The sequence below is a fragment of the Candidatus Accumulibacter meliphilus genome, assembly GCF_036625345.1.
Classification (GTDB): Bacteria; Pseudomonadota; Gammaproteobacteria; order Burkholderiales; family Rhodocyclaceae; genus Accumulibacter; species Accumulibacter meliphilus.
The window spans coordinates 83,794-103,573 of record NZ_JAZKTZ010000013.1; the positions used below are offsets into that span (position 1 = coordinate 83,794).

At 62.7% G+C, this 19,780-nt stretch carries 14 protein-coding genes and 3 pseudogenes; 5 read left to right on the forward strand and 12 right to left on the reverse strand.

Annotated features, from left to right (window positions below; translation table 11 throughout):
• Positions 1-8: 8 nt before the first annotated feature.
• From V5B40_RS21440 to V5B40_RS21485, 10 genes and pseudogenes are all read right to left on the reverse strand, one after another.
• On the reverse strand, positions 9-1,010 hold the full coding sequence (locus V5B40_RS21440) for a DUF3616 domain-containing protein (protein ID WP_332356465.1): 1,002 nt from the start codon (positions 1,008-1,010) through the stop codon (positions 9-11).
• A 373-nt stretch (positions 1,011-1,383) separates the two neighbouring features.
• Positions 1,384-2,904 carry a transposase family protein gene (locus V5B40_RS21445; protein ID WP_332353148.1) on the reverse strand — a complete coding sequence of 507 codons (1,521 nt, stop codon included), beginning with the start codon at positions 2,902-2,904 and terminating at the stop codon, positions 1,384-1,386.
• Complete coding sequence (locus V5B40_RS21450; RefSeq protein WP_332353147.1) at positions 2,901-3,803, reverse strand: DUF4338 domain-containing protein; 903 nt, start codon at positions 3,801-3,803, stop codon at positions 2,901-2,903. Before V5B40_RS21450 ends, V5B40_RS21445 begins: the two co-directional genes overlap by 4 nt.
• Positions 3,804-4,134: 331 nt before the next feature.
• Positions 4,135-5,442 (reverse strand): annotated as a pseudogene (locus V5B40_RS21455) (dihydrolipoyl dehydrogenase family protein); the annotation flags it as partial.
• A gap of 295 nt (positions 5,443-5,737) precedes the next feature.
• Entirely contained in the window at positions 5,738-6,844 is a 1,107-nt protein-coding gene (locus V5B40_RS21460; RefSeq protein ID WP_332353824.1) for an IS91 family transposase, read from the reverse strand.
• On the reverse strand, positions 6,841-6,981 hold the full coding sequence (locus V5B40_RS21465) for a hypothetical protein (RefSeq protein ID WP_434735846.1): 141 nt from the start codon (positions 6,979-6,981) through the stop codon (positions 6,841-6,843). Before V5B40_RS21465 ends, V5B40_RS21460 begins: the two co-directional genes overlap by 4 nt.
• On the reverse strand, positions 6,924-7,757 hold the full coding sequence (locus V5B40_RS21470) for a tyrosine-type recombinase/integrase (RefSeq protein WP_332353823.1): 834 nt from the start codon (positions 7,755-7,757) through the stop codon (positions 6,924-6,926). Before V5B40_RS21470 ends, V5B40_RS21465 begins: the two co-directional genes overlap by 58 nt.
• Positions 7,758-7,870: 113 nt before the next feature.
• A pseudogene (locus V5B40_RS21475) lies at positions 7,871-8,707 on the reverse strand (VTT domain-containing protein); the annotation flags it as partial.
• Positions 8,708-8,822: 115 nt separating this feature from the next.
• Positions 8,823-9,845 carry an arsenosugar biosynthesis radical SAM (seleno)protein ArsS gene (arsS, locus tag V5B40_RS21480; RefSeq protein ID WP_332356466.1) on the reverse strand — a complete coding sequence of 341 codons (1,023 nt, stop codon included), beginning with the start codon at positions 9,843-9,845 and terminating at the stop codon, positions 8,823-8,825.
• A gap of 236 nt (positions 9,846-10,081) precedes the next feature.
• On the reverse strand, positions 10,082-10,534 hold the full coding sequence (locus tag V5B40_RS21485) for a DUF302 domain-containing protein (protein WP_332356467.1): 453 nt from the start codon (positions 10,532-10,534) through the stop codon (positions 10,082-10,084).
• 340 nt (positions 10,535-10,874) lie between these two features.
• On the opposite strand from V5B40_RS21485, the gene V5B40_RS21490 reads away from it, so the two are divergent.
• Positions 10,875-11,879, forward strand: a complete 1,005-nt coding sequence (locus V5B40_RS21490) for an Rpn family recombination-promoting nuclease/putative transposase (protein WP_332356468.1) — start codon at positions 10,875-10,877, stop codon at positions 11,877-11,879.
• Positions 11,880-12,199: 320 nt separating this feature from the next.
• On the opposite strand, the pseudogene V5B40_RS25345 reads toward V5B40_RS21490, so the two are convergent.
• Positions 12,200-12,355, reverse strand: a pseudogene (locus V5B40_RS25345) (transposase); the annotation flags it as partial.
• 1,270 nt (positions 12,356-13,625) lie between these two features.
• Here V5B40_RS25345 and V5B40_RS21500 point away from each other — a divergent pair.
• From V5B40_RS21500 to gabT, 4 genes are all read left to right on the forward strand, one after another.
• Entirely contained in the window at positions 13,626-14,654 is a 1,029-nt protein-coding gene (locus tag V5B40_RS21500; protein WP_332356470.1) for a hypothetical protein, read from the forward strand.
• Between the two features lie 302 nt (positions 14,655-14,956).
• Entirely contained in the window at positions 14,957-15,400 is a 444-nt protein-coding gene (locus V5B40_RS21505) for a universal stress protein (RefSeq protein WP_332356471.1), read from the forward strand.
• Positions 15,401-15,815: 415 nt separating this feature from the next.
• A complete protein-coding gene (locus tag V5B40_RS21510; protein ID WP_332356472.1) occupies positions 15,816-17,270 on the forward strand; it encodes an NAD-dependent succinate-semialdehyde dehydrogenase in 1,455 nt (484 codons plus the stop codon).
• Between the two features lie 32 nt (positions 17,271-17,302).
• Complete coding sequence (gabT, locus tag V5B40_RS21515) at positions 17,303-18,610, forward strand: 4-aminobutyrate--2-oxoglutarate transaminase (RefSeq protein WP_332356473.1); 1,308 nt, start codon at positions 17,303-17,305, stop codon at positions 18,608-18,610.
• A gap of 235 nt (positions 18,611-18,845) precedes the next feature.
• On the opposite strand, the gene V5B40_RS21520 is transcribed toward gabT, so the two are convergent.
• Entirely contained in the window at positions 18,846-19,754 is a 909-nt protein-coding gene (locus V5B40_RS21520; protein WP_332356474.1) for a glutamate/aspartate ABC transporter substrate-binding protein, read from the reverse strand.
• Positions 19,755-19,780: the final 26 nt, after the last annotated feature.

The following is a 19,780-nucleotide window of genomic DNA, read 5'->3' on the forward strand; positions in this document are numbered from 1 at the left end:
TCACGGCCTCAAGGCGCGATTTGCAGTTGCGCCGGGTCGAGAAGCAGGAAGCGGGCGAAGCGTTGTTGCTCGCGCTTGCCGTCGTCACTGACGATGACGATTCGCGGCTGGCCATCGATGACTGCTGCGGTGATTCCCTCGGCGTGCTCGAAGCCGGGCAAGCCGGCGACCGTCACCCGGCGTGCCGGGTCACGGGCATCGCCACTCCAGAACCAGAGTTCGAACTGCACCTGCGCGCGGGCCAGCGGACCAGCGATCACGAGATAGCCATTCAGCAAGGGGATGTAGGCCATGCCGCGGATACCATTGCCGCCAAGATCGAGGCTGATCAGCGAGGCCGCGATCCTGGCTTCGGCGCCCGCTTCAAACAGCGTTTCGGGTTCATGAAGACAAGCGATAATCGCCCGGCCGTTGAGCAGTGGCCCACGAAATCCGAGCAGTAGGGCACGCTGGTCGGAACTCATGGTCAGCCCTTCGATATTCAGCCCGCCGTCGGCCTTTACGTCGCGGATCCTGGCCGCCGCCGCAAGCACCGGGTGTGCAGCGGTCAGGGCCCGTTTCACCCCCGTTGCGACGCCGGCGTCGACGACGCGCTCGCCGTCGATGCGAAAGCGGATCAGTTTTTCCCGCGCCGCCCGCACCTCGCCATCCTTGTTGCGGGAGTGCGAGGTGATCGCATAGATGACTCCCGCGCGGTCGACGGCGACCCCTTCGAGGTCGTCGAGTTCACCCAGTTCACCGAGTTCAGCCATTGCGCCTTGTTGCGCGTCCTTGTCGGGCACGCCGAGGGCGAGGCTGATCTGGTCGAACAGGCTCAGCTCGCGCTTGGCGTCGTCCGTTGCCAAGGGCGCACTACTGACGTGGCCATCAGCGCCGATGGTGATCACGCTGAGCGGTTGCGTGCTGTCATCCTCGACGACAATAAAACGGCCGTCGGGGAGCTGCTGGATACCCGACGGCTCATAGACGCCAGGCAAGGTACGGAAACTGGGGGTGTCGTGCGGTGACAATTGAGTGCTCTCCGGCCAAGGGTAAGAGTCAGCGGGCGGCGTGCGCTGCGTGCGCTGTAGGAGCTGTTTTCTTTCTATGCTTTGTTCGCTGTGCCGTCCAGTATCCATGTCTGCGGGAGTGCTCGTCAATCGCGCCCTCTCGGCGTCAGCCCTGACGCATGACCCAGCCGAATCAGGCTCATTTGCCGGTAACGCCCGCTTTTGCGGTCGAGGCGGTCAAATTGCGGTTGGCTAGCGGCAAAGGACGGGTGGTGGAGTCAGCCAGGAGGATGCCGAAAGAATTTTTTGGACGGCGGTACGATCGCCAGGCGAGCCTTTCCGAACGCGGCGTACGCCGCGCTCGAGAGGATGTTTCGGGTACGCCTGTGTGAGGTCACTCAAGTTGAAGCAGGAATGGAGCGGCGAGGAGCGCGCGGATTCGTGCTGGGTCGAGCCAGGGGGCGGCGCAGGAGCTTCGGATGAAGGCGATGGCACCGCGCACGCCGAGTTGCTGATAGAGATCGCGTAGCTGTCGGGTGAAGCGTGCCAGGGTATTGAACACATGCGCCAGGCGCATGAGGAGGTGATAGCCTTTCATGGCATTCCAGTCGAGGGCAAAGGCATGCTCGTAGTGGTAGCCCTGATGTTTTTCGACGAGGAAGCCCGCTTCGATGCCCCAGCGGTGGCGGGCCCCGAGGTTGCAGCGCTCATGGACATTGTCTTGGCTGAGCGGTTGGCTGGAGAGCCAGGCGTGGCGCGATGTTTCGGTGACGGTCCTGGCCTGTTCATCGATCTTCTCCCAGCTTTCCTCACAGACCACCAGGTTCAGCTTGAGACGCTGACGCCCGTTGGCCGCGAAGGCGTAGTCGATGCCGTTGACCCAGCTGAAGTGTTGTCGGCGTCTTCCCCAACCGCGCTGCACAACTTGTGGCTTCAGGGCGTGGAGCGCGCGGAACTCCTGCCAGACCGTGGACAAATCCTTGTCCTTGAGCACGATCATGAACTGCCAGTGGGCGCGCAAGCAGCGCCGCATCACCGGCCCGTTGGCGTAGAGGCCGTCGAGCAGGAGCAGGATCGGCAGGCGGGGGAACAGCGTCTTGAGCCGGTCGCTCAAGCGCACAAAGCCGCGCAGCTCGCAGTCCTGCTTTTGCGCTTCGGTATCGCCCAGCGCGTGTTCGAGGAACTCGCTGAGCAGTGGGATGACCAGGCCGTTGTGGAAGGCAAAGCTGGCCTCGAGGACGTAGACGAAGTACTGGGTGTGGCGGGTTTCCTCCTTGCCGACGGTGCGCTGCAGGAGTTCCTCCGCCCAGAGGGTGTCGCCGGCGACCTTCTGCGAGCCGTCTATGGCGATGGGGTAGCAGTGGTTGATCAGATAGCGGCGGAAGCTCTTGCCGCGGATCAGCCGCTTCACCAGATCGACGTGGGCCTGCTCAAGGTGGTCAAGGTCGATGTCGCGCAGCAGCCGAAACAGGGTGTCGGCGTGTGGCAGGGTATCGATCTCCGGGAACAGCAGGTGGAGGTTGGCCATGAACTGGGGACGGGATATTTCGCGGTTGGTCTCGCGCCGGGAGGAGAACTGAAAGACGAACATCAGCAAGCCGTAGAGCAGAAGCACGGTCAGCTTGTGCCGGCGCTTTTTGGGATCTCTCGGGTCGGGAATTTGTTCCAGTTGAGCGAGCAAGGCGGGCAGCTCTTTGCGCAGGAGGCGCATCTGTTTGCTCACGGCGTCCTCGCGGGCCTTTTGTTCCTCGTCGACGGTCGCGAAGGCCGAGCTTCTGTTGGGCAATGGAGCGGCTGAGTGGGGGACTTGTCCCGTTGCGCGCAGCTTCGCGTTCAGTACCTTCTCCTGCCGTTTCTTTTCCGAGCGCAGTTTCTTGATGGCAACGCGTGTCGGGCGACGGCAAGGTTTGCTCATGACCGCGGGCTCCCCGGCGCGGCGCACAGCGAGGCGCAAGCATCCGAGGTCAGCGCTTTGACCCACACCTGGCGGGGCGTGCTGTGATAGGACTGGCCAGGGCGGGCCAGCCCGCGCCCGCTGCTTGCCCCAAGCAACTGCCAACCGGCGGCACGGTAGCAGGTGCCGGCATAGTGACGCGGATCGACGAAGGTCTCCAGCAGCAGGGGCTCGAAGCCCCAGTGTTCGAGCCAGTCCGCGCGTGCGCGGCGCGCGAGTTGTCCGAGCACATGACTGGCCAGATGCGGCACCCGGACGTGCGGAAAGATCAGGAAGCGGCTGTTGTTCACCACCCGCGCCAGGTTCTCGCGGCGGGCCTGGGGCGTCCAGCCGATCCACTGATCACGCACGGCCACCGCGCGGGCAGCACCGGACAGCAGGACGCAGCCCAGCCGCCGGTCGCCCGCCTTGATGAAGTAGCGCAGCCGGTAACCGAAGGCCCCCTGGAAACCCAGCGGGTGCCAACGCGCCACCAGCGCATCCCACTGCGCCACCCGGGTCGCGTCGCGAACCACTGCCAGGGACACCGGCGCGAGCGCCGACAGGGCGCAGTGCACCGCCGGCTCGGCAACGGGGGTGGCGGATGCCGAGGGCGGCGCGCAACGGCGCGGCGGCGAGGGCCTCAACGCAGGTAGGACCAGCAATCCGGCCGCCTGCAAACGTTCCAGGAGCTCCAGGCAGGCGCTGATCTTCGCCGTCCCCGTCAGGGTGGTCCACCCCAGGTGCTCGCAGACCGTCGCCGCCAACTCCTTGCGTGCCAATCCCGGCAGCCACGCGACCGTCGCGCAGAGCTCGGCAATCTCCGTCGCGCTGAACACGCGACCACAGTGCACCCATTCCCCCGCACTCGTTGCAAGCATCGCAAAACCTCCGACTGAAGCGCAGATTGATTACGCTCCACCTATCCTGCCAGAAGTCCGCCCGGCTGTCTAGCCCTCTTGTGCGAAGGTTTTTTTTGCCTGCCCACCGCAACGCCTTGCCACTACTGGGCCGGCGTCGTCATGCTTCAGCGCTGTCTCGGCGTCCTTTCTGCGCCCTCAAGTCTCTCCGCTCTCAGATGTGACACATGCCGACGTTGTCGGCGATCAAACAGCCAAGTCACTGGTCTCGGGCGATTCGGCGACGCCGCCGTGCAGCTGCTGGCGGAAGGCGTCGTCGGCCAGCACAGCGGCGGACAGGTCGAGCAGCTGCCTAGCCACGGCGCCAGGCGTGGAAGCGTGCGACCCATGCGAGCAGCTTTTGCGGCGCGTGCGCTTTCTTCCAGTTGCCGGCAACGTACTTGTTGGCTTCGGCGAGGGTCGGGTAGATGTGGATGGTGCCGAGAATCTTGTTCAGGCCGATGCCGTGGCGCATCGCCAGGACATACTCGGCGATCAGGTCGCCGCCGTGCTCGCCGACGATGGTGACGCCGAGAATGCGGTCCTTGCCGGGAACGGTGAGGACCTTGATGAAGCCATGCGCTTCGCCGTCGGCGATCGCCCGGTCGAGATCGTCGATGCCGTAGCGAGTCACTTCGTAGGGGATATTGCGTTTCCTGGCGTCGCTCTCGTTGAGCCCGACGCGCGCCACTTCCGGTTCGACGAAGGTCGCCCAGGGAATCACCGAGTAATCGGTACGGAACTTCTTGAAGGGGTCGAAGAGCGCATTGAGCGCCGCGTACCAGGCCTGGTGCGCGGCCGTGTGGGTGAACTGGAAGGGCCCGGCGACGTCGCCGGCGGCGTAAATGTTCGGGTATTTCGTTTGCAGGTAGGCGTTGGTCTCGATCGTCCGATTGGCCGCGATGCCCAGTTCCTCGAGGCCGTAGCCGTGCAGCTTGGCTGCCCGGCCGACCGCCACCAGCAGGGTGTCGAAGGGAATGCGCACTTCCTCGCCCTGGTGTTCGGCGAGCAGGATTTTCTCGCCGTCTTCGATGATAAAGGCTTGCGCCTGGTGATTGAGCAGCACGCTGATGCCTTCGTCGCGGAAGCGCTGGGTGACCATTGCCGAGACCTCGGGATCTTCGCGGACCATGATCCGTGGCCCCTGCTGGACCTGCGTGACTTGCGCACCGAAACGGGCGAAGGCCTGGGTCAGTTCGCAGCCGATCGGGCCGCCGCCGAGGACCAGCAGTCGGCGCGGCAGTTGGCGCAGCTCCCAGATGGTGTCGGAGGTGACATAGCCGACCTCTTCGAGACCGGGAAGCGGCGGTACGAAGGGGCGACCGCCGGTGGCGATGACGATGCTGCGCGTCGTCAGCCGCTCGCGCTCGCCGCTGTTGCGCAGCAACTCGACTTCCCACGGCGAGATGAGCTTGGCGCTGGCGGCGATCACTTCCACGCCGAGTTCGCTGTAACGCTCGGCCGAGTCATGCGGTTCGACGGTCTTGATCACCCGCTGCACGCGCTCCATCACGTCGGCGAAGTCGAACTCGGCCTTTGCTTCGCGGATGCCGAACTCCTGAGAGCGTTGCATGTGCGAGAGCAGTTTGGCCGAACGAATCACCGCTTTCGAGGGCACACAACGAATAAGGATAGATCGTGCGCAGCCACGATCTGATCCGTTTGTTGGACGAGCCCGGGCCGGAGGGCTGAGCGCCCCTTCTGCAAATATCTTTTTTGGATTTACCACGCAGGCATAAACGCCGGAGGGCCGGGAGCGAGAAGTCCCGGCGCGCTGCTGGACAGGCAACGAAGATCTTGCGAATCCGGCCGTTTTGGCGTCCCGGCCACCGAACTCCGGGCGACCGCATCAATCAGCTTGGGGAAACTGAAGTCCCGAACGCGGCCAGATAGCGCTGTGAAGGCGGATTACATGATCAGATGGCGACCGCAACGACCGGTGGCACAGCAACGACACCGGACGACGTCGATCGAATCCGCGTCCTGACGATCACCATCACGGCGCCACAGCACGAGCAAAGCATCGCTGGCCGCTCCTTGCGCGGTGGCGTGAAGCGGCTGGGATCGAACTTCAGCAAGAGATGCAGCAAGCCGATCAGGCGCTTGCAATTGGCGTGCAGGAAGCCGAAATTGCGCGCGCGGCGAAAGCCTTTGGGCAGCACGTGCTGGAGAATCAGCCAGAGGAAATCAGCACCGGTGAGCGAGCGCTTTTCCGACTTGCCGGTTTTCGCGTTGCGATAGCGGAAGCTCACCCGGCCATTCTCGCAGGCAAGGATGTCCTGTTCACGGATGACACCGCGGTAGAGGTAGCGACCGAGGTAGATCAGCGCCTTCTCGCCGCTGCCCACCGATTGGCAGTGCGCCACCCATTCCCGCGGATAGCACGCCGGCAAGCAAATGCCGGCCGCCTCGATCGCCGCCAGCATTTTTGCCCGGAACACCTTGGCCATCGCCTTCTCGTTGAACAGATAGACGCCGTTCTTGCCGCGCCGCTTGCGTCGCCAGCGCTGCTTCGCTGCATCGAGCGCCGCCGCAGGGACGACGAGATGGACATGCGGGTGGAAGTCGAGCCGGCGCGAGTGCGTGTGCAGGACCGCGATCGCCCCCGGCGTGCCTTGTAACTGCCGGTCGTTCTGGCTAAAGCGGTGCACCGTTTCCCAGGCACAGCGCATCAACAAATCGAAGACGACGTCGGCGTGCGCTGCAGCGAGCCCACGCAATTCAGCCGGCAGCGTGAAGGTCAGCAAAAAGTAGTCGGCCGGGACGAGGCGCTGCATCTGACGTTCCAGCCATTGCTGGCTCTCGTGGTGCTGGCAGTGCGGGCAAAGGCGATGGCCGCAGGAATGCGGAACGAGTTTTTGGTGATCGCAGCCTTCGCACTGGACCTGCATCATCGGGCTGGCCGGGCTGCGGCAATCGCGCATCGCCGAGAGCGCCCGAAGCTGCTCGAAGCTCAGCCGGTGGCGAAATTGCGTCATGAAGTCCGCTTCGAACTGGGCGATGACAGAGCCGAAGCGGATCATCGCGGCGTCCCCTTGCCCACGCGATAGCCGTCCATCAGCGCGTTGATGCGCTCGATGGCGTGATGCCTGGTTTGATCCGTCAGATGGGTGTAGCGAACGGTCGTGAGAATCGAGTGATGGCCGAGAATGCGCTGCACCTCGGTGAGCTCGACGCCGGCCTCGACCAGGTGCGTGGCATAAGCGTGGCGCAAACTGTGTGGCGAAATGTTTTTTTTAGCCCGCAGGATTCGACCACCGCTTTCAGTGCTTTCTGAACGCCGCCGCGGTCGAGCGGCGTCCTGGCCGTGCGTGCTCCCGCCGAGCCGCCGCGGCGATTGGGAAACAGCAGGACGGGATGACGGTGGCGCTGCCAGAAACGGCGCAGGAGTTGGTAGGTGGCCGTCGGCAGCGGCACCAGGCGATCCTTGTTGCCCTTGGCATCGCGGATATGCACACGCCCGCGCGCGCCGTCGATGTCGGCGACCGTCAGCCGCAAGCCTTCGCCCAGGCGCAGGCCGAGACTGTAGAGGGTGAAGAAGAAGACCCGGTAACTGAGCACCTGCGTGGCCAAAAAAATCCGCTCGGTCTCCTCGACCGTGACGATGTCCGGCAGGCGCTGCGAGCGCGGCGGTTTGATCAGACCGGGCGCCACCCAGGGTTTCTTCAGCACGTGCTCGTAGTAGAACTTGAGCCCGTACAGATCGAGCTTGAGCGAACTCCAGGAGTGCGTCTCACGCAGGTCGGCGAAGTAATCCAACAGGTCGGACTCGCTCAGATCGTCGATCTGATGAGCGAAGTAGTCTCCCACCCGGCGCACGGCGCGCGAATACGCCTCGATCGTCTTCGGCTGCAAGCCCTTGAGCGTCAGGTGCTTCTGGTGGAGCTCGTAGTTCGTGTCAAAATTCGTCGTTGCGACAGCGGATATGTCTTCCATCTTGCGGTAACCTCGCATTCATCATGAACATCCCTCGGATGAGGGGCGAGGTGACATCTTGACTTCAACACGACTACAGCGCCGCCGTTTCCTCCGCGTAGCGGCTTCGTCCAACCGGTGTTCAGGCAGTCGCCACCGAGTTTGTGTTTTTCGATCAGCGTCACCTTGGCTTTCACAGCCGCGGCGATGTAGGCGGTGACCAGTCCCGCCGAGCCGGCACCGATGACGATCAGATTGCGATCGAAGCGCGCCGGCTTTGTCCAGCCCGCATAGACTTTGCGGGCCGCCAGGGCGTCGACGATTTTCTTGGCGAGCAGCGGAAAGATGCCGAGCAGCACAAAGGAGCCGAGCAGCGCCGGCGAGAGAATCCCGGCCAGCGAGTCGATCCTGGCGAGCTGCGTGCCGGCATTCACATAGACCAGGGTGCCGGCCAGCATGCCGAGCTGACTGACCCAGTAGAAAGTGCGCGTCTTGAGCGGCGTTAGCCCCATCACCAGGTTGATGACGAAGAAGGGGAAGAGCGGTACCAGGCGCAGGGTGAACAGATAGAAGCCGCCTTCCTTGGCGATGCCGGCGTTGATGGCGCGCATGCGGTCGCCGAAGCGCTTCTGTACCCAGTCGTGCAAGAGGAAGCGCGATGCCAGGAAAGCCAGGGTGGCGCCCAGCGAGGAGGCAAAGGAGACCAGCAGCAGCCCCCAGAAGAGACCGAAAATGGCGCCGCCGGCGAGCGTCATCACCGCGGCACCGGGCAGCGAGAGCCCGGTCACGGCCACGTAGGCGACGAAGAACAGCAAGCCCGCCTTGAGCGGCTGCGCGGCGCGCCAGGCTTCGATCGTTTCCTGCTGGCTTTTGAAGTAGTCGAGGCTCAGGAAGCGACCGAGGTCAAGCGCGAAGTAGGCGAGCAGCAGGCCAGCCAGGGCAGCAATCAGCAGCAGTCGTCGAGTTTTCATTACCGCCTTTCCGATCTTGGGGTGTCAGTCGACTGCACTGTCGCGCGTTGCGTCGTAGTTCTTACATGCCTGGCGGGTCGACTGCTCGCGTCCTTGAATTCCGGGAATCCCGGGATCAGCTGCCGCAAGTCGGCGCGGCAGCGATTTGGTCGCCGAGCGCGCCGCCGAGCGCGCCGCCGCAACTCGACCCCTGGCCGGCGGTACAACCATAGCAGTGATCGGCGACGCGGATCGCGCGCCCTTCGAGGGCCGCGGCGCTGACCTCGGTGATATGCAGGCGTGGCTGGCCGGGCTGGCCAGCGGCAAGGCCAAGGGGCAGGCCGAGCTGCTGGTTGAAGTCACAATCGTAAAGATATCCCTGCCAGTCGATCGACAGCAGATTGCGGCACATCACCTGTTCGACGTTCTCGTCGCGATGGGCGCCGCGCAGCAGTTGCATGTAGCTGTTGAACTGACCTTTCGAGATCAGCATCGATCCGAAACGCTGGATCGGCATGTTGCTGAGCGTGTACAGCTCGTTGAAGGCGATGCCGAACTCCTGCCCGAGATGCTCGCGATAGGCGGCGGTCAGCGCTTCCTGCGGCGGCGGCAGCGTCGGTCCCTGCGGGTTGAAAACCAGATTCAGCATCAGGCCGCTGTCGGGAGCCGCGTAGCCGAGCGCATTGAGTCGCTGCAGGCCGCGAATGCTGGCGTCGAAAGTGCCCTTGCCGCGTTGTCGGTCGACGTTCTCTTCGAGATAGCAGGGCAGCGAGGCGACCACTTCGACGCCATGTTCGGCCAGGAAGTCGGCCAGATCCTCATGACCTGGCTCCTCCAGGATGGTCAGATTGCAGCGGTCAATGACCCGCAGACCACGTTGCCGACCGGCGACCACCAGGCGACGGAAATGCCTGTTCAGTTCCGGCGCGCCGCCGGTCAGGTCGAGCACCTTGACTTCGGGGCTGGCGGCAATGAAAGCCAGCAGCGCGTCGATCGTCTCGGCGGTCATTTCTTCCTTGCGCTGCGGGCCGGCATTGACGTGGCAATGCAGGCAACTTTGATTGCAGCGATAGCCCAGATTGACCTGCAGGGTTTCCACCGAGCGCCGGCGCAAGGCCGGGAAAGTGCTGATTGCGAGAAGGGGGAGGGTGGCGTGCATCTTGTTTTTCTCCGGTTGATCGTCCTGCCTTCGTCGAGCGCAAGCGGCGTTTCCTTACAGCGCGTTCGGCGCCAGGCAGGACTCTCAACGCTCAACGCGCAGACGACAAGCCGTCCCGGGAGCTTGCACTTTGATCGCCGCTCGTGCCGGCCACCGGAAAGGGAGAACGGCGCCACACCAACCCGCGGGTGGGTGGCTGTTTGCCGACGGTCTCATCAAGAATGCAGCACACGACACTAGGGTGCGAGAGCGGCTTGCGCCAGGCCGGCCAGGGCTTTGCTCAGCTTCTCGGCGACCGGACACTGCGCGACGCCGTGCCGTTGGGCCAGGAAGAGGGGATCGTTATAGCCCAGCCAGACCTGCGCACTGTCGTCCTCCCAGATCAGCGCCTTGAGGGGCAAATCGATGCCGACCGTTTGCGCACATTCCATGAACGGCGTGCCGCCTTCCGGATTGCCGAAGATAATGACCTCGGTGGCGCGCAGGGACTTGCCGATCTTCGCCGCGCCCGCGGCGTGATCGATACGCGAGAAGACGATGAGTCCGCGGTCCTTGACGACTTTTTCGAAGCGGTTCATCGTCTCGACGGTGCTGTAGGGACTCTTGACGACCACCAGTCCTTCCGCGGCGGAGGCCAGCGAGACGATGGCCATGAGGGCGATGGCGACGAGCGAGTGCAGGGTCTTCATGATGAACTCCTTTCAGGTTGGCTTAGGGTTCATTTACTATGCCAGCAAATCAAGCAGCCGAGAAGCCCGGCACTGCGTCGTCCTTTGGCAAACTCCTGTGCAGGCGCTGCGCGGTGGACGATGGCGGTGGCGGCTTCGCCCGCGGTGCTCACTGCGAAAAGGGTGATTGGCAGGTCGACGCCCTTGACTTCGCCGACACTGGAGCAAAAAATCCGGCGATCCTAAAAAAGGCATGAGACCCCAAAACGCATGACCCCAAAAAGTGCCGTTCATCGTCGGCCGCCGCAGCAGAACTCCCGGCCGACGTTTCCGACCGCTTATGGCCTGATACCATTCGCCCATGAGCAACGATCACGACAGCGGCTACAAGTTTCTCTTCTCCACTCCGGAACTGGTGCGCGACCTGATCATCGGCTTCGTCCCCGACGAATGGCTGCACAGCCTGGACTACAGCACCCTCGAGCGCGTCCCCGGCAGCTATGTCAGCGAAGACTTCCGCTACCGCGCCGACGACATCGTCTGGCGGGTCAGAGTCGGTGGCGAATGGGTCTACCTGTATCTGCTGCTCGAATTCCAGAGCCGCGTCGACCGCTACATGGCGCTGCGCATGATGGTCTATGTCGGGCTGCTCTATCAGGACCTGATCAAGCGCGGCGAGGCTCTGGCCGACGGCCGCCTGCCGCCCGTCCTGCCGATCGTCCTCTACAACGGCAGCCAGCGCTGGACCGCGTCAAACGACGTCTTTGAACTAATACCGCCGGTGCCGGGGCTGGTCGAGCAGTTCAAGCCCCGGCTGAAATACCTGCTGATCGACGAGAACGCCTATACCGACGGCGAACTGGCCTCGCTCAACAACCTCGTCGCAGCCGTCTTCCGCATCGAACACCCGGCGTCGCCGGCCGCCATCGGCGTCTTGCTCGCTCTGCTCGACGAGTGGCTGGTAGACCGCCCCGACCTGCGTCGGATGTTCGCCCTCTGGATTCGGGCGACGTTGATGCGCAAGGCCGAATATCGTATCGTATTGCCACGGATGGATGACCTACAGGAGCTGAATGTCATGTTGGCCGAACGACTCGAAGAATGGGCGCACGCCTATAAGGCCGAAGGAATTGCTGAGGGCAAAGCAGCGGGCAAGGTCGAAGGGAAAGCGGAAGGGAAAGCGGAAGGGAAAGCCGAGGGTGAAGCGCTGGCCTTGCAGAAGCTGCTGCAGAAGCGTTTTGGTACCGTACCGTCGCCTGTTCTGGCGATGATCTCGGTGGCTTCCCTTGATCAGGTCGACCTTTGGCTTGATCAAGTGCTTGACGCGGCCAGCCTCGAGGAGATCTTCGGAGCAGGCAGGTCCTGAGACTTTGCAGGGCGGACAGCGATCGCGTCAGTATTTGCTTTCCAACTGTCCTGCTAGTCGGCCGCCGCCGCAGGGCAGCCGACCGATTTTCCGACCGACCGCGGCCTGTGTACCATTCGCCCATCAGCAACGATCACGACAGCGGCTACAAGTTTCTCTTCTCCACTCCGGAACTGGTGCGTGACCCGATCATCGGCTTCGTCCCCGACAAATGGCTGCACAGCCTGGACTACAGCACTCTCGAGCGCGTCCCCGGCAGCTATGTCGCGAAGACTTCCGCTACTGTGCCGACGACATCGTCTGGCGGGTCAGAGTCGGTGGCGAATGGGCCCAAGTGCCGGCAAGCCGGCTTGGGTGAGTACACGGGCGACGCTGTCGCGATGCACGTGCAGTTGGGTCGCGATGGTGCCGATACGCCAGCGTTCGGCGTGGTAATAACGCAGGATCTGCGCTTCAATCTCGGGGCTGAGAGCCATGTCTTCTCCGGTCGGGTGGGTGACGGCGAATCCGACGCTGCAGAAAGTCCTGGCGCACCCCGTCCGGCAAGGGACGATGACAACGACAGCAGTGCCCTGGCAGGGGTGCGACCGGCAACGTCGGTTCAAAGGGGCGTTGATCAGGAGCAACGCTGGGTGGGGAACCCTGATGCGTTACTTTCTGTTGCCGGGCCCGGTAACGACGCTGGCGTTCGGCGTGGGCGTGACGGCCGCGCCGGCTCTCTTGATAGCGGCGACCCGAAGCACCCGTGGCCTGTCGGCGTGCCTCGTCGGCACAGTGCGCAGTGCAGTAGCGCTGGCCACGATCACAGTGGCTGCAAATGAGCACCGCCGTGCGACAACCGGCGCACAGGTAACGTCTTCCAGGGAGATCCATTGGTCGTCCCGGCCAATGGGAATCTGACGGCGAGGTGCGCTTCGTGAAATACTAGGCAGGCAACGTCGCCACTGTGGAGGCTACGGGGCGCGGCATCGGGTCTGGCTTCGCGGTTGGGACCGGTGTCGCGCCTGCCTTTCCACCGGCCGCTCCGCTTTCTACCGCATTGGCAACGCGAACGCTACTGCCACGCGGGTCATGCCGAGCCGCAGATCACTTCCCGTTCAAATCCCGTGCGTCGATGGCCGACGGCGCTTACTGATCGCTGGTCGCCCATTCCTGCCGCGCTTCGCTTGCCAGACGACGGTTTGCTGCGCAACCCGTCCGCCGGGAGCCTGGCCGGCGGCAAACCGGAAAACCGGCATATTCATGCTTGGCTGAAAGTCAAAAGCGAAAGCAAACCAACCGGCCTTCTCACCCCGTCAGGCTGTCGACGCCAGATTTCTACGGAAAAGCGACACCGCTAACAAGGGGAAGGGGAACGGTCATGGCTTTCATCATCAGGGGTGTCTCGACATGTCATGACCGTTAGCCGTGTAGCAGGAACGCGCTGCACGGGAGCTGTCAGGAAGGCGGGCAGGAAACGCCTGGGTGTGCGCTGGCCCACCGAAGCAATCGGTCGCCTGTGTGCTGCCGCCGGTACAATAATAGGGGAGTCGCCACAATTTCGGCGGCTCTTGAAGGACGCTGGGGCGAAGCTCGTTTCGGAATCATCGTCCACGCTACTGGCGAAGTCGCCGACGTAAATCGCCAAGCCGATTCCCGAGCGTACGAAACAGGAGCAGGCAAGCACTGTGCCGAGGTCTGAACCCCCGCGGCCTGGTGCTGTTCGAGCTTTGATTTGCGCAGCCATTTCCACAGAAGGAAGGTGCCATGGGTATTCTCGACTGGTTCAAGAACAGGCCGGGTCAATTCGATCCGGATTGGGTGTCTGACGAGATGGTTCGCGGGGCCGTCGACAAGGCGATTACGCTGACCAACCCACGCCTCAAGCTGCTGCCCAACTGCCCCAAGCGTCTGACGCCCGCCGTCAAGACGACGATCGAATACCTGCGCACGCTGGTCCAGGCGCTGCCCGCCGCACGACCGCTTTCGTTGGCCCTGTGGTCCTGCGATCCGGCTCTAAAGGCGTTCTTTGTCGCTTCCTCCGACATTTCGTCTGTTCTCGGCCGCTCGGACAATTTGCGCATCCTGTTCGACAAGTTTCCGGAACTCGATGAAGCTTGCCTGGTTCTGGGCATGGCGCTCAATGAAAAGCGGGTCCTGGGAATGGCGCTGCAAGGTGGCATGGTGCAGCGCGACGTTGCCCAGACCAGCGTCAGCTTCTCGGACCACGGGACACGCATCTGCGGCAGCGACGAGGCGCGTTTGCGCCGCATCGTCGGCGTCGAGGCTTTCGAATACCTGCTTGGCCAGGCCTTGTCGGAGATTGGCCGGGAGCGTGTCGAAAGGCAGGAGCTGCAAGGAAGTCGTGCGCTGATGCGGGCACGCCTGCGGCTTCTTCAACAGCAAGGTCCGGGCCTGGGGTCAATGTTCGGCGGAGCTCCGGCGGCAGCAAGCGAGCAGGCCAGGCTGCAAGCGGAATTGCTGGAAAACGAGCGGCAACTGGAAGCCATCGGGGGAAGTGAATCGGTCCTGGATGCCGAACTCGAAAGCCTGAAAACGGTGCTCGAAAATCCGCAGCGCTATCTGCACGTCGAGACAAAGCGCTTGCGGCTCAGCCCGATGAACGTGGTGATCGATGCGGCCAGCGCGGACGCTGCTGCCGACGTCGATTTCGGCCTGGCAGAACTCAGGGGATCGCCGCCGATGCGCCGAGCTTTCGTGCTGGCACGCGTCGCGCGCAGCGAATTGCCGCCTCCGAAAAAGATCAATTTTGACGACGCGACGCGCTACCTTTGAGGCGTCGACCTGGGCCGGCGTGTGCGAGGGTCGTTAACACTGCCGCACAGGCCCTTCGTCCTTGAGATTGACCGCGATTCAGCTGAGCCCATATACTACTTTCCACATCTTTGGCTTGGCCATCGTTTTGGGCAGGAGGGGTGGATGGCGGGGATGTCGGGAGGAGGGTGTGCCTGAGGGCGCATGCCGGCCTTCGACTCGCGATCAGGGGAACTGGCGTTTTGGTAAAATTTTCCTCGCGCGGGGAAAGAGCAGGGGCGTGCCGCCTCGCAGCCAGGCAACAACTACCAGGAGAACTGCACATGTTCAAAAACATCCTTATCCCCACCGACGGTTCGGTCGTGTCGCGCAAGGCCATCAAGGCCGGCATCCAGTTCGCGAAGTCGCTGGGAGCGAAAGTCACCGGCTACTACGGCATCGTGACGCTGCCGTATTCCATGTTTGGCGACGGTGATATTATCGACAAGGGCATGGCGAGTAAGCTCGACCGGCTGCAGCGGGCCACCGGTGAGAAATTCCTTGAGGAGATATCCAAGGCCGCTGCAGCTGCCGGTGTCGAGTATGCTGGATTCACCACCAAGCCAGCGTCGGCGTTCGAGGGCATCATCGAAACCGCACGGAAGAAGAAGTGCGACGCCATCTTCATCGCCTCGCGTGGTCGCAGCGAGATCAAAAAGCTGCTACTTGGCAGCGTCACCCAGAAGGTGCTTTCACACTCCAAGGTGCCGGTGATCGTCTACCGCTAAGGGCGAGCGTTTTTTTGTATCCGGCAAGCTGCCGCTGCGGGCAGCGCTAGCGGCTTGGCGCCGCTTGTAGGCGCCCGTTCGACCCGTGCGCACACCAAGCCGACAGCTACCTCAAGAGCCTTCGCGGCGACGGCGGCAAGGCCGGGAATCATTCCCGTCAGATCACTCGCTACAGCTTCGCTCGCGAGCCACATTCGCTCGCCCCGTCTTCGTGGCGAGCTGGACCAGGTCTGCGAAAAGCGAACTGTCGATCAGTGACTTCGCTAAATTGGTAGCAGCATTATCTCAATAAGTGGTTCGTTATTGCACCGATCGCCCGTGTAAAGTGGCGCCACTTCGGGGTGCGCAGTTCGCGGCCGGCTTCGGCCCTGATGACCGTTTCTGCAGATTGACCCGGCCAACAGGAGATAAGTCTTTGGAGCTTGCCGATAAATCACTGCTCAGGCAGTTGTGCTACATCGATGGAGAATGGGTTGGCGCCGATAGTGCGCTGACCTTCGCCGTCACCAACCCGGCTACCGGGGAGCAGCTGGCGGACGTACCCGACGCGGGCGCGGCCGAGACCCGTCGCGCCATCGAGGCGGCGCAGCTTGCGCAGCGCAGCTGGAGTGCCAGGACTGCAGGTGAGAGAGCGAAGGTGCTCCGCCGTTGGTGTGAGTTGCTGCTTGCCAATCAGGAAGATCTCGCTCGAATCATGACCGCGGAGCAGGGCAAGCCACTTGCCGAATCGCGTGGCGAGATCACCTACGCCGCCTCGTTCATCGAGTGGTTTGCCGAGGAAGGAAAGCGCATCTACGGCGACATGATTCCCCCGCATCACGCCGACAAACGTATCCTGGTAAGCAAGGAAGCGATCGGCGTCTGTGCCGCGATCACGCCATGGAATTTTCCGGCCGCGATGATTACCCGCAAGGTTGGTCCGGCGCTGGCGGCGGGCTGCTCGGTAGTGCTCAAGCCCGCTGAAGCGACGCCACTGTCGGCGCTTGCGCTGGCCGAGCTGGCGGAACGCGCCGGAGTTCCCAAAGGGGTCTTCAATGTGCTCACCGGAGACCCGATCGCTATTGGTGGCGAGTTGTGCGCCAATGCGACGGTCCGCAAGCTCAGCTTTACCGGGTCTACGGAGGTTGGTCGGATTCTCATGCAGCAGTGTGCGCCGACGATCAAGAAGCTGTCGCTCGAGTTGGGCGGCAATGCACCGTTCATTGTCTTCGACGATGCCGATCTGGATGCCGCCGTGCAGGGAGCGATGCTCTCAAAGTATCGCAATACGGGCCAGACCTGCGTCTGTGCGAACCGCTTGCTGGTCCAGGAAGGCGTCCTCGATCAATTTGTCGAAAAACTCGCTGCCGCAGTTGGCGCTCTGCGCGTCGGTAATGGGGCGGAAGAGGGGGTCACGCAAGGTCCGCTGATCGATGACGCGGCGATCGCCAAGGTGGAGGAACTGGTCGCCGATGCGCTTGGCAAGGGGGCTCGTATCGTTTGTGGCGGCAAGCCCCACAGCCTCGGCAAGACCTATTACGAGCCAACGATACTGGCGGGGGTGACGGCGCAGATGCGCATCGCTCGCGAAGAGGTCTTCGGGCCGGTGGCGCCGGTGTTCGCTTTCAAGACCGAGGCCGATGCGTTGGCCATGGCCAACGATACCGAGTATGGCCTGGCATCCTATTTCTACACCGAGAATCTGGCGCGCAGCTTGCGGGTAGCCAGCGCCCTCGAATACGGCATGGTCGGCATCAACACCGGCCTGATCTCGACCGAGCTTGCACCGTTCGGCGGCATGAAGTCGTCCGGGCTGGGTCGCGAAGGTTCCAAGTACGGGATCGAGGACTACCTGGAAATCAAATACATCTGTATCGGCGGTATCGTTTGAGCCGCCAAGTCAAACTTGCAAAGGAAATGAACATGAATGCACCGAGCGAAAAACTGAACCTCAAAACCAATTCCGAGCTGATGGCCCGGCGCACGGCAGCGCTGCCCAAAGGTGTCGGCCAGGGGCACGCGCTGTTTGCCGAAACTGCCAGGAATGCCGAAATCTGGGACGTCGAAGGTCGGCGCTGGATCGACTTCTGCGCGGGTATTGCGGTGGTCAATACCGGGCATTGCCACCCCCGGGTCGTCGAGGCGGCGCGCCAGCAACTGGCGGCCTTCACCCATACCTGTTTTCAGGTAGTGGCCTACGAATCCTACGTCGAACTGTGCGAGCGGCTCAATGCGGCCGCCCCGGGCAGTACGCCGAAGAAGTCGTTTCTGGTCAACACCGGCGCCGAAGCCGTCGAGAATGCCGTCAAGATCGCCCGTGCGGCAACTGGGCGTTCGGGCATGATTGCCTTCGGTGGCGGCTTCCATGGTCGCACCATGTTCGGTCTCGCACTGACCGGCAAGGTGGCTCCCTACAAGATCAAGTTCGGGCCATTCCCCGGCGAGATCTTCCACGTTCCCTTCCCGAATGCCCTGCAGGGTGTCTCGGAGGACGATGCCATCGCGGCTATCGAGCGGCTTTTCACGACCAGTATCGAAGCTTCGCGCGTCGCGGCAATCTTCATTGAACCGGTGCAGGGAGAAGGTGGCTATGTCCCGGCGCCCCGCGGCTTCCTGCGCCGCCTGCGGGCACTATGCGACACGCACGGAATTCTTCTCGTTGCCGACGAAGTGCAGACCGGCATTGGCCGCTGCGGCAAGCTGTTTGCCAGCGAGCACTATGATGTCGAGCCCGACATCATTACCTTGGCCAAAGGCCTCGGCGGTGGCCTGCCAATCGCCGCGGTAGTCGGCAAGGCGGCGATAATGGACGCTGCAGAGGTCGGCGGTCTGGGTTCCACCTACGCCGGAAATCCGATGGCCGTTGCCGGCGCCCTGGCGGTACTCGACGTGGTCGAGGAAGAACAACTCTGTGCGCGCTCGATCGCTCTTGGCGAACATATGCGCGAGCGATTTACCGCCATGCAGGAGAAATTCTCGACGATCATCGAGGTGCGCGGACTGGGGGCGATGACGGCCGTGGAGTTCTGCCGCAACGGCGATGCAAAGCAGCCGGCAGCGGACATCGCTGTCGCCCTGAAGAATGAAGCGGCGCAACGCGGCTTGCTGCTGCTCTTGTGCGGGCCGCATGGCAATGTCTTGCGGGTAATGGTGCCGCTGACCATTTCCGATGCCGTGCTCAACGAAGGCCTGGATATCATCGAGGCATCGCTGCGGGCGGTGGGCGCCTGAACTGACCGTCCGTGAGTGGCCCGTGCGACCGACCTTGCAAGGGTCGAGGCCACTGAGCTGTAGCGGATGCGGGCAGTCCGGCCATCTGCGTGGGCCTCAGGCTGATCAGCGGAGGCGGGTGCCCGCAGCGGTTTAGTCCGGTGCGGGAAAGTAAGAAAGGCCAGGCAGCGACGCTGCCTGGCCTTTCTTCAGTACACGAACGGTAGGTGCCGAATGCGTGCTTGCCCTTGCTGCCCTAATCGTAGGCCTTGTCGTTGGGCGATTTGTACAGCTTCTTGAGCGCGTACGAGAGGGCAAAGTTGAGGTTCAAGCCCTTCGGCGGGATCGGCTGCAGGAACCACTTGGCGTAGAGCTTGTCGGCTTCGCCTGAGGTCATCACTTTGGCCAGCGCCGCATCGACGACCTTCTTGAACGCCGGGTCGTCCTTGCGCATCATGCAGCCATAGGCTTCATACGATTGCGGCGTACCGACCACGGTCCATTCGCGGGCGTTCTTGGCTTTGGCCATTTCCCCAAAGAGCAACACCTCGTCCAAGACGAAAGCCGCCGCGCGGCCGCTTTCCAGGATCAGGAACGCTTCCCCGTGATCTTTGGCGCTGATTATCTTCATCTTCATATTGTTGTCTTCGTTCATCTTGCGCAGCAGACGCTCGGAGGTGGTGCCAGCGGTGGTCACGACGTTCTTGCCAGCCAGATCGGGAAAATCCTTGATCCCGGAGCTGGTCTTGGTCATTAGTCGAGTGCCGGCGACGAAGATGCTGTACGAGAAACTGACCTGTTCCCGACGTTCGGCGGTGTTGGTCGTCGAACCGCATTCGAGGTCGACGCTTCCATTCTGGACGAGCGTGATGCGATTCTCGGAGGTTACCGGCAGCAGCTTGATATCGAGCTTGGCAAGCTGTAAGTCGGCCTTGATTGCCTCCACCGCCTTGAGCATCATGTCCTGCGAGTAGCCGACCACCTGCCGCTTGTCGTCGTAGTACGAGAACGGAATCGACGATTCGCGATGGCCCAACGTGATCAACCCGGTCTCCTTGATTTTCTTGAGCGTACCGGTCAATTCCTGAGCCAAGACCGGAGCCGACAGCAGGGTGGCAGTGGCAAGCGTTACAGCAATGGCGAGGCGCCGCGAAATAGTGAACATCGTCTTTGTCTCCTCTTCAAACGGAT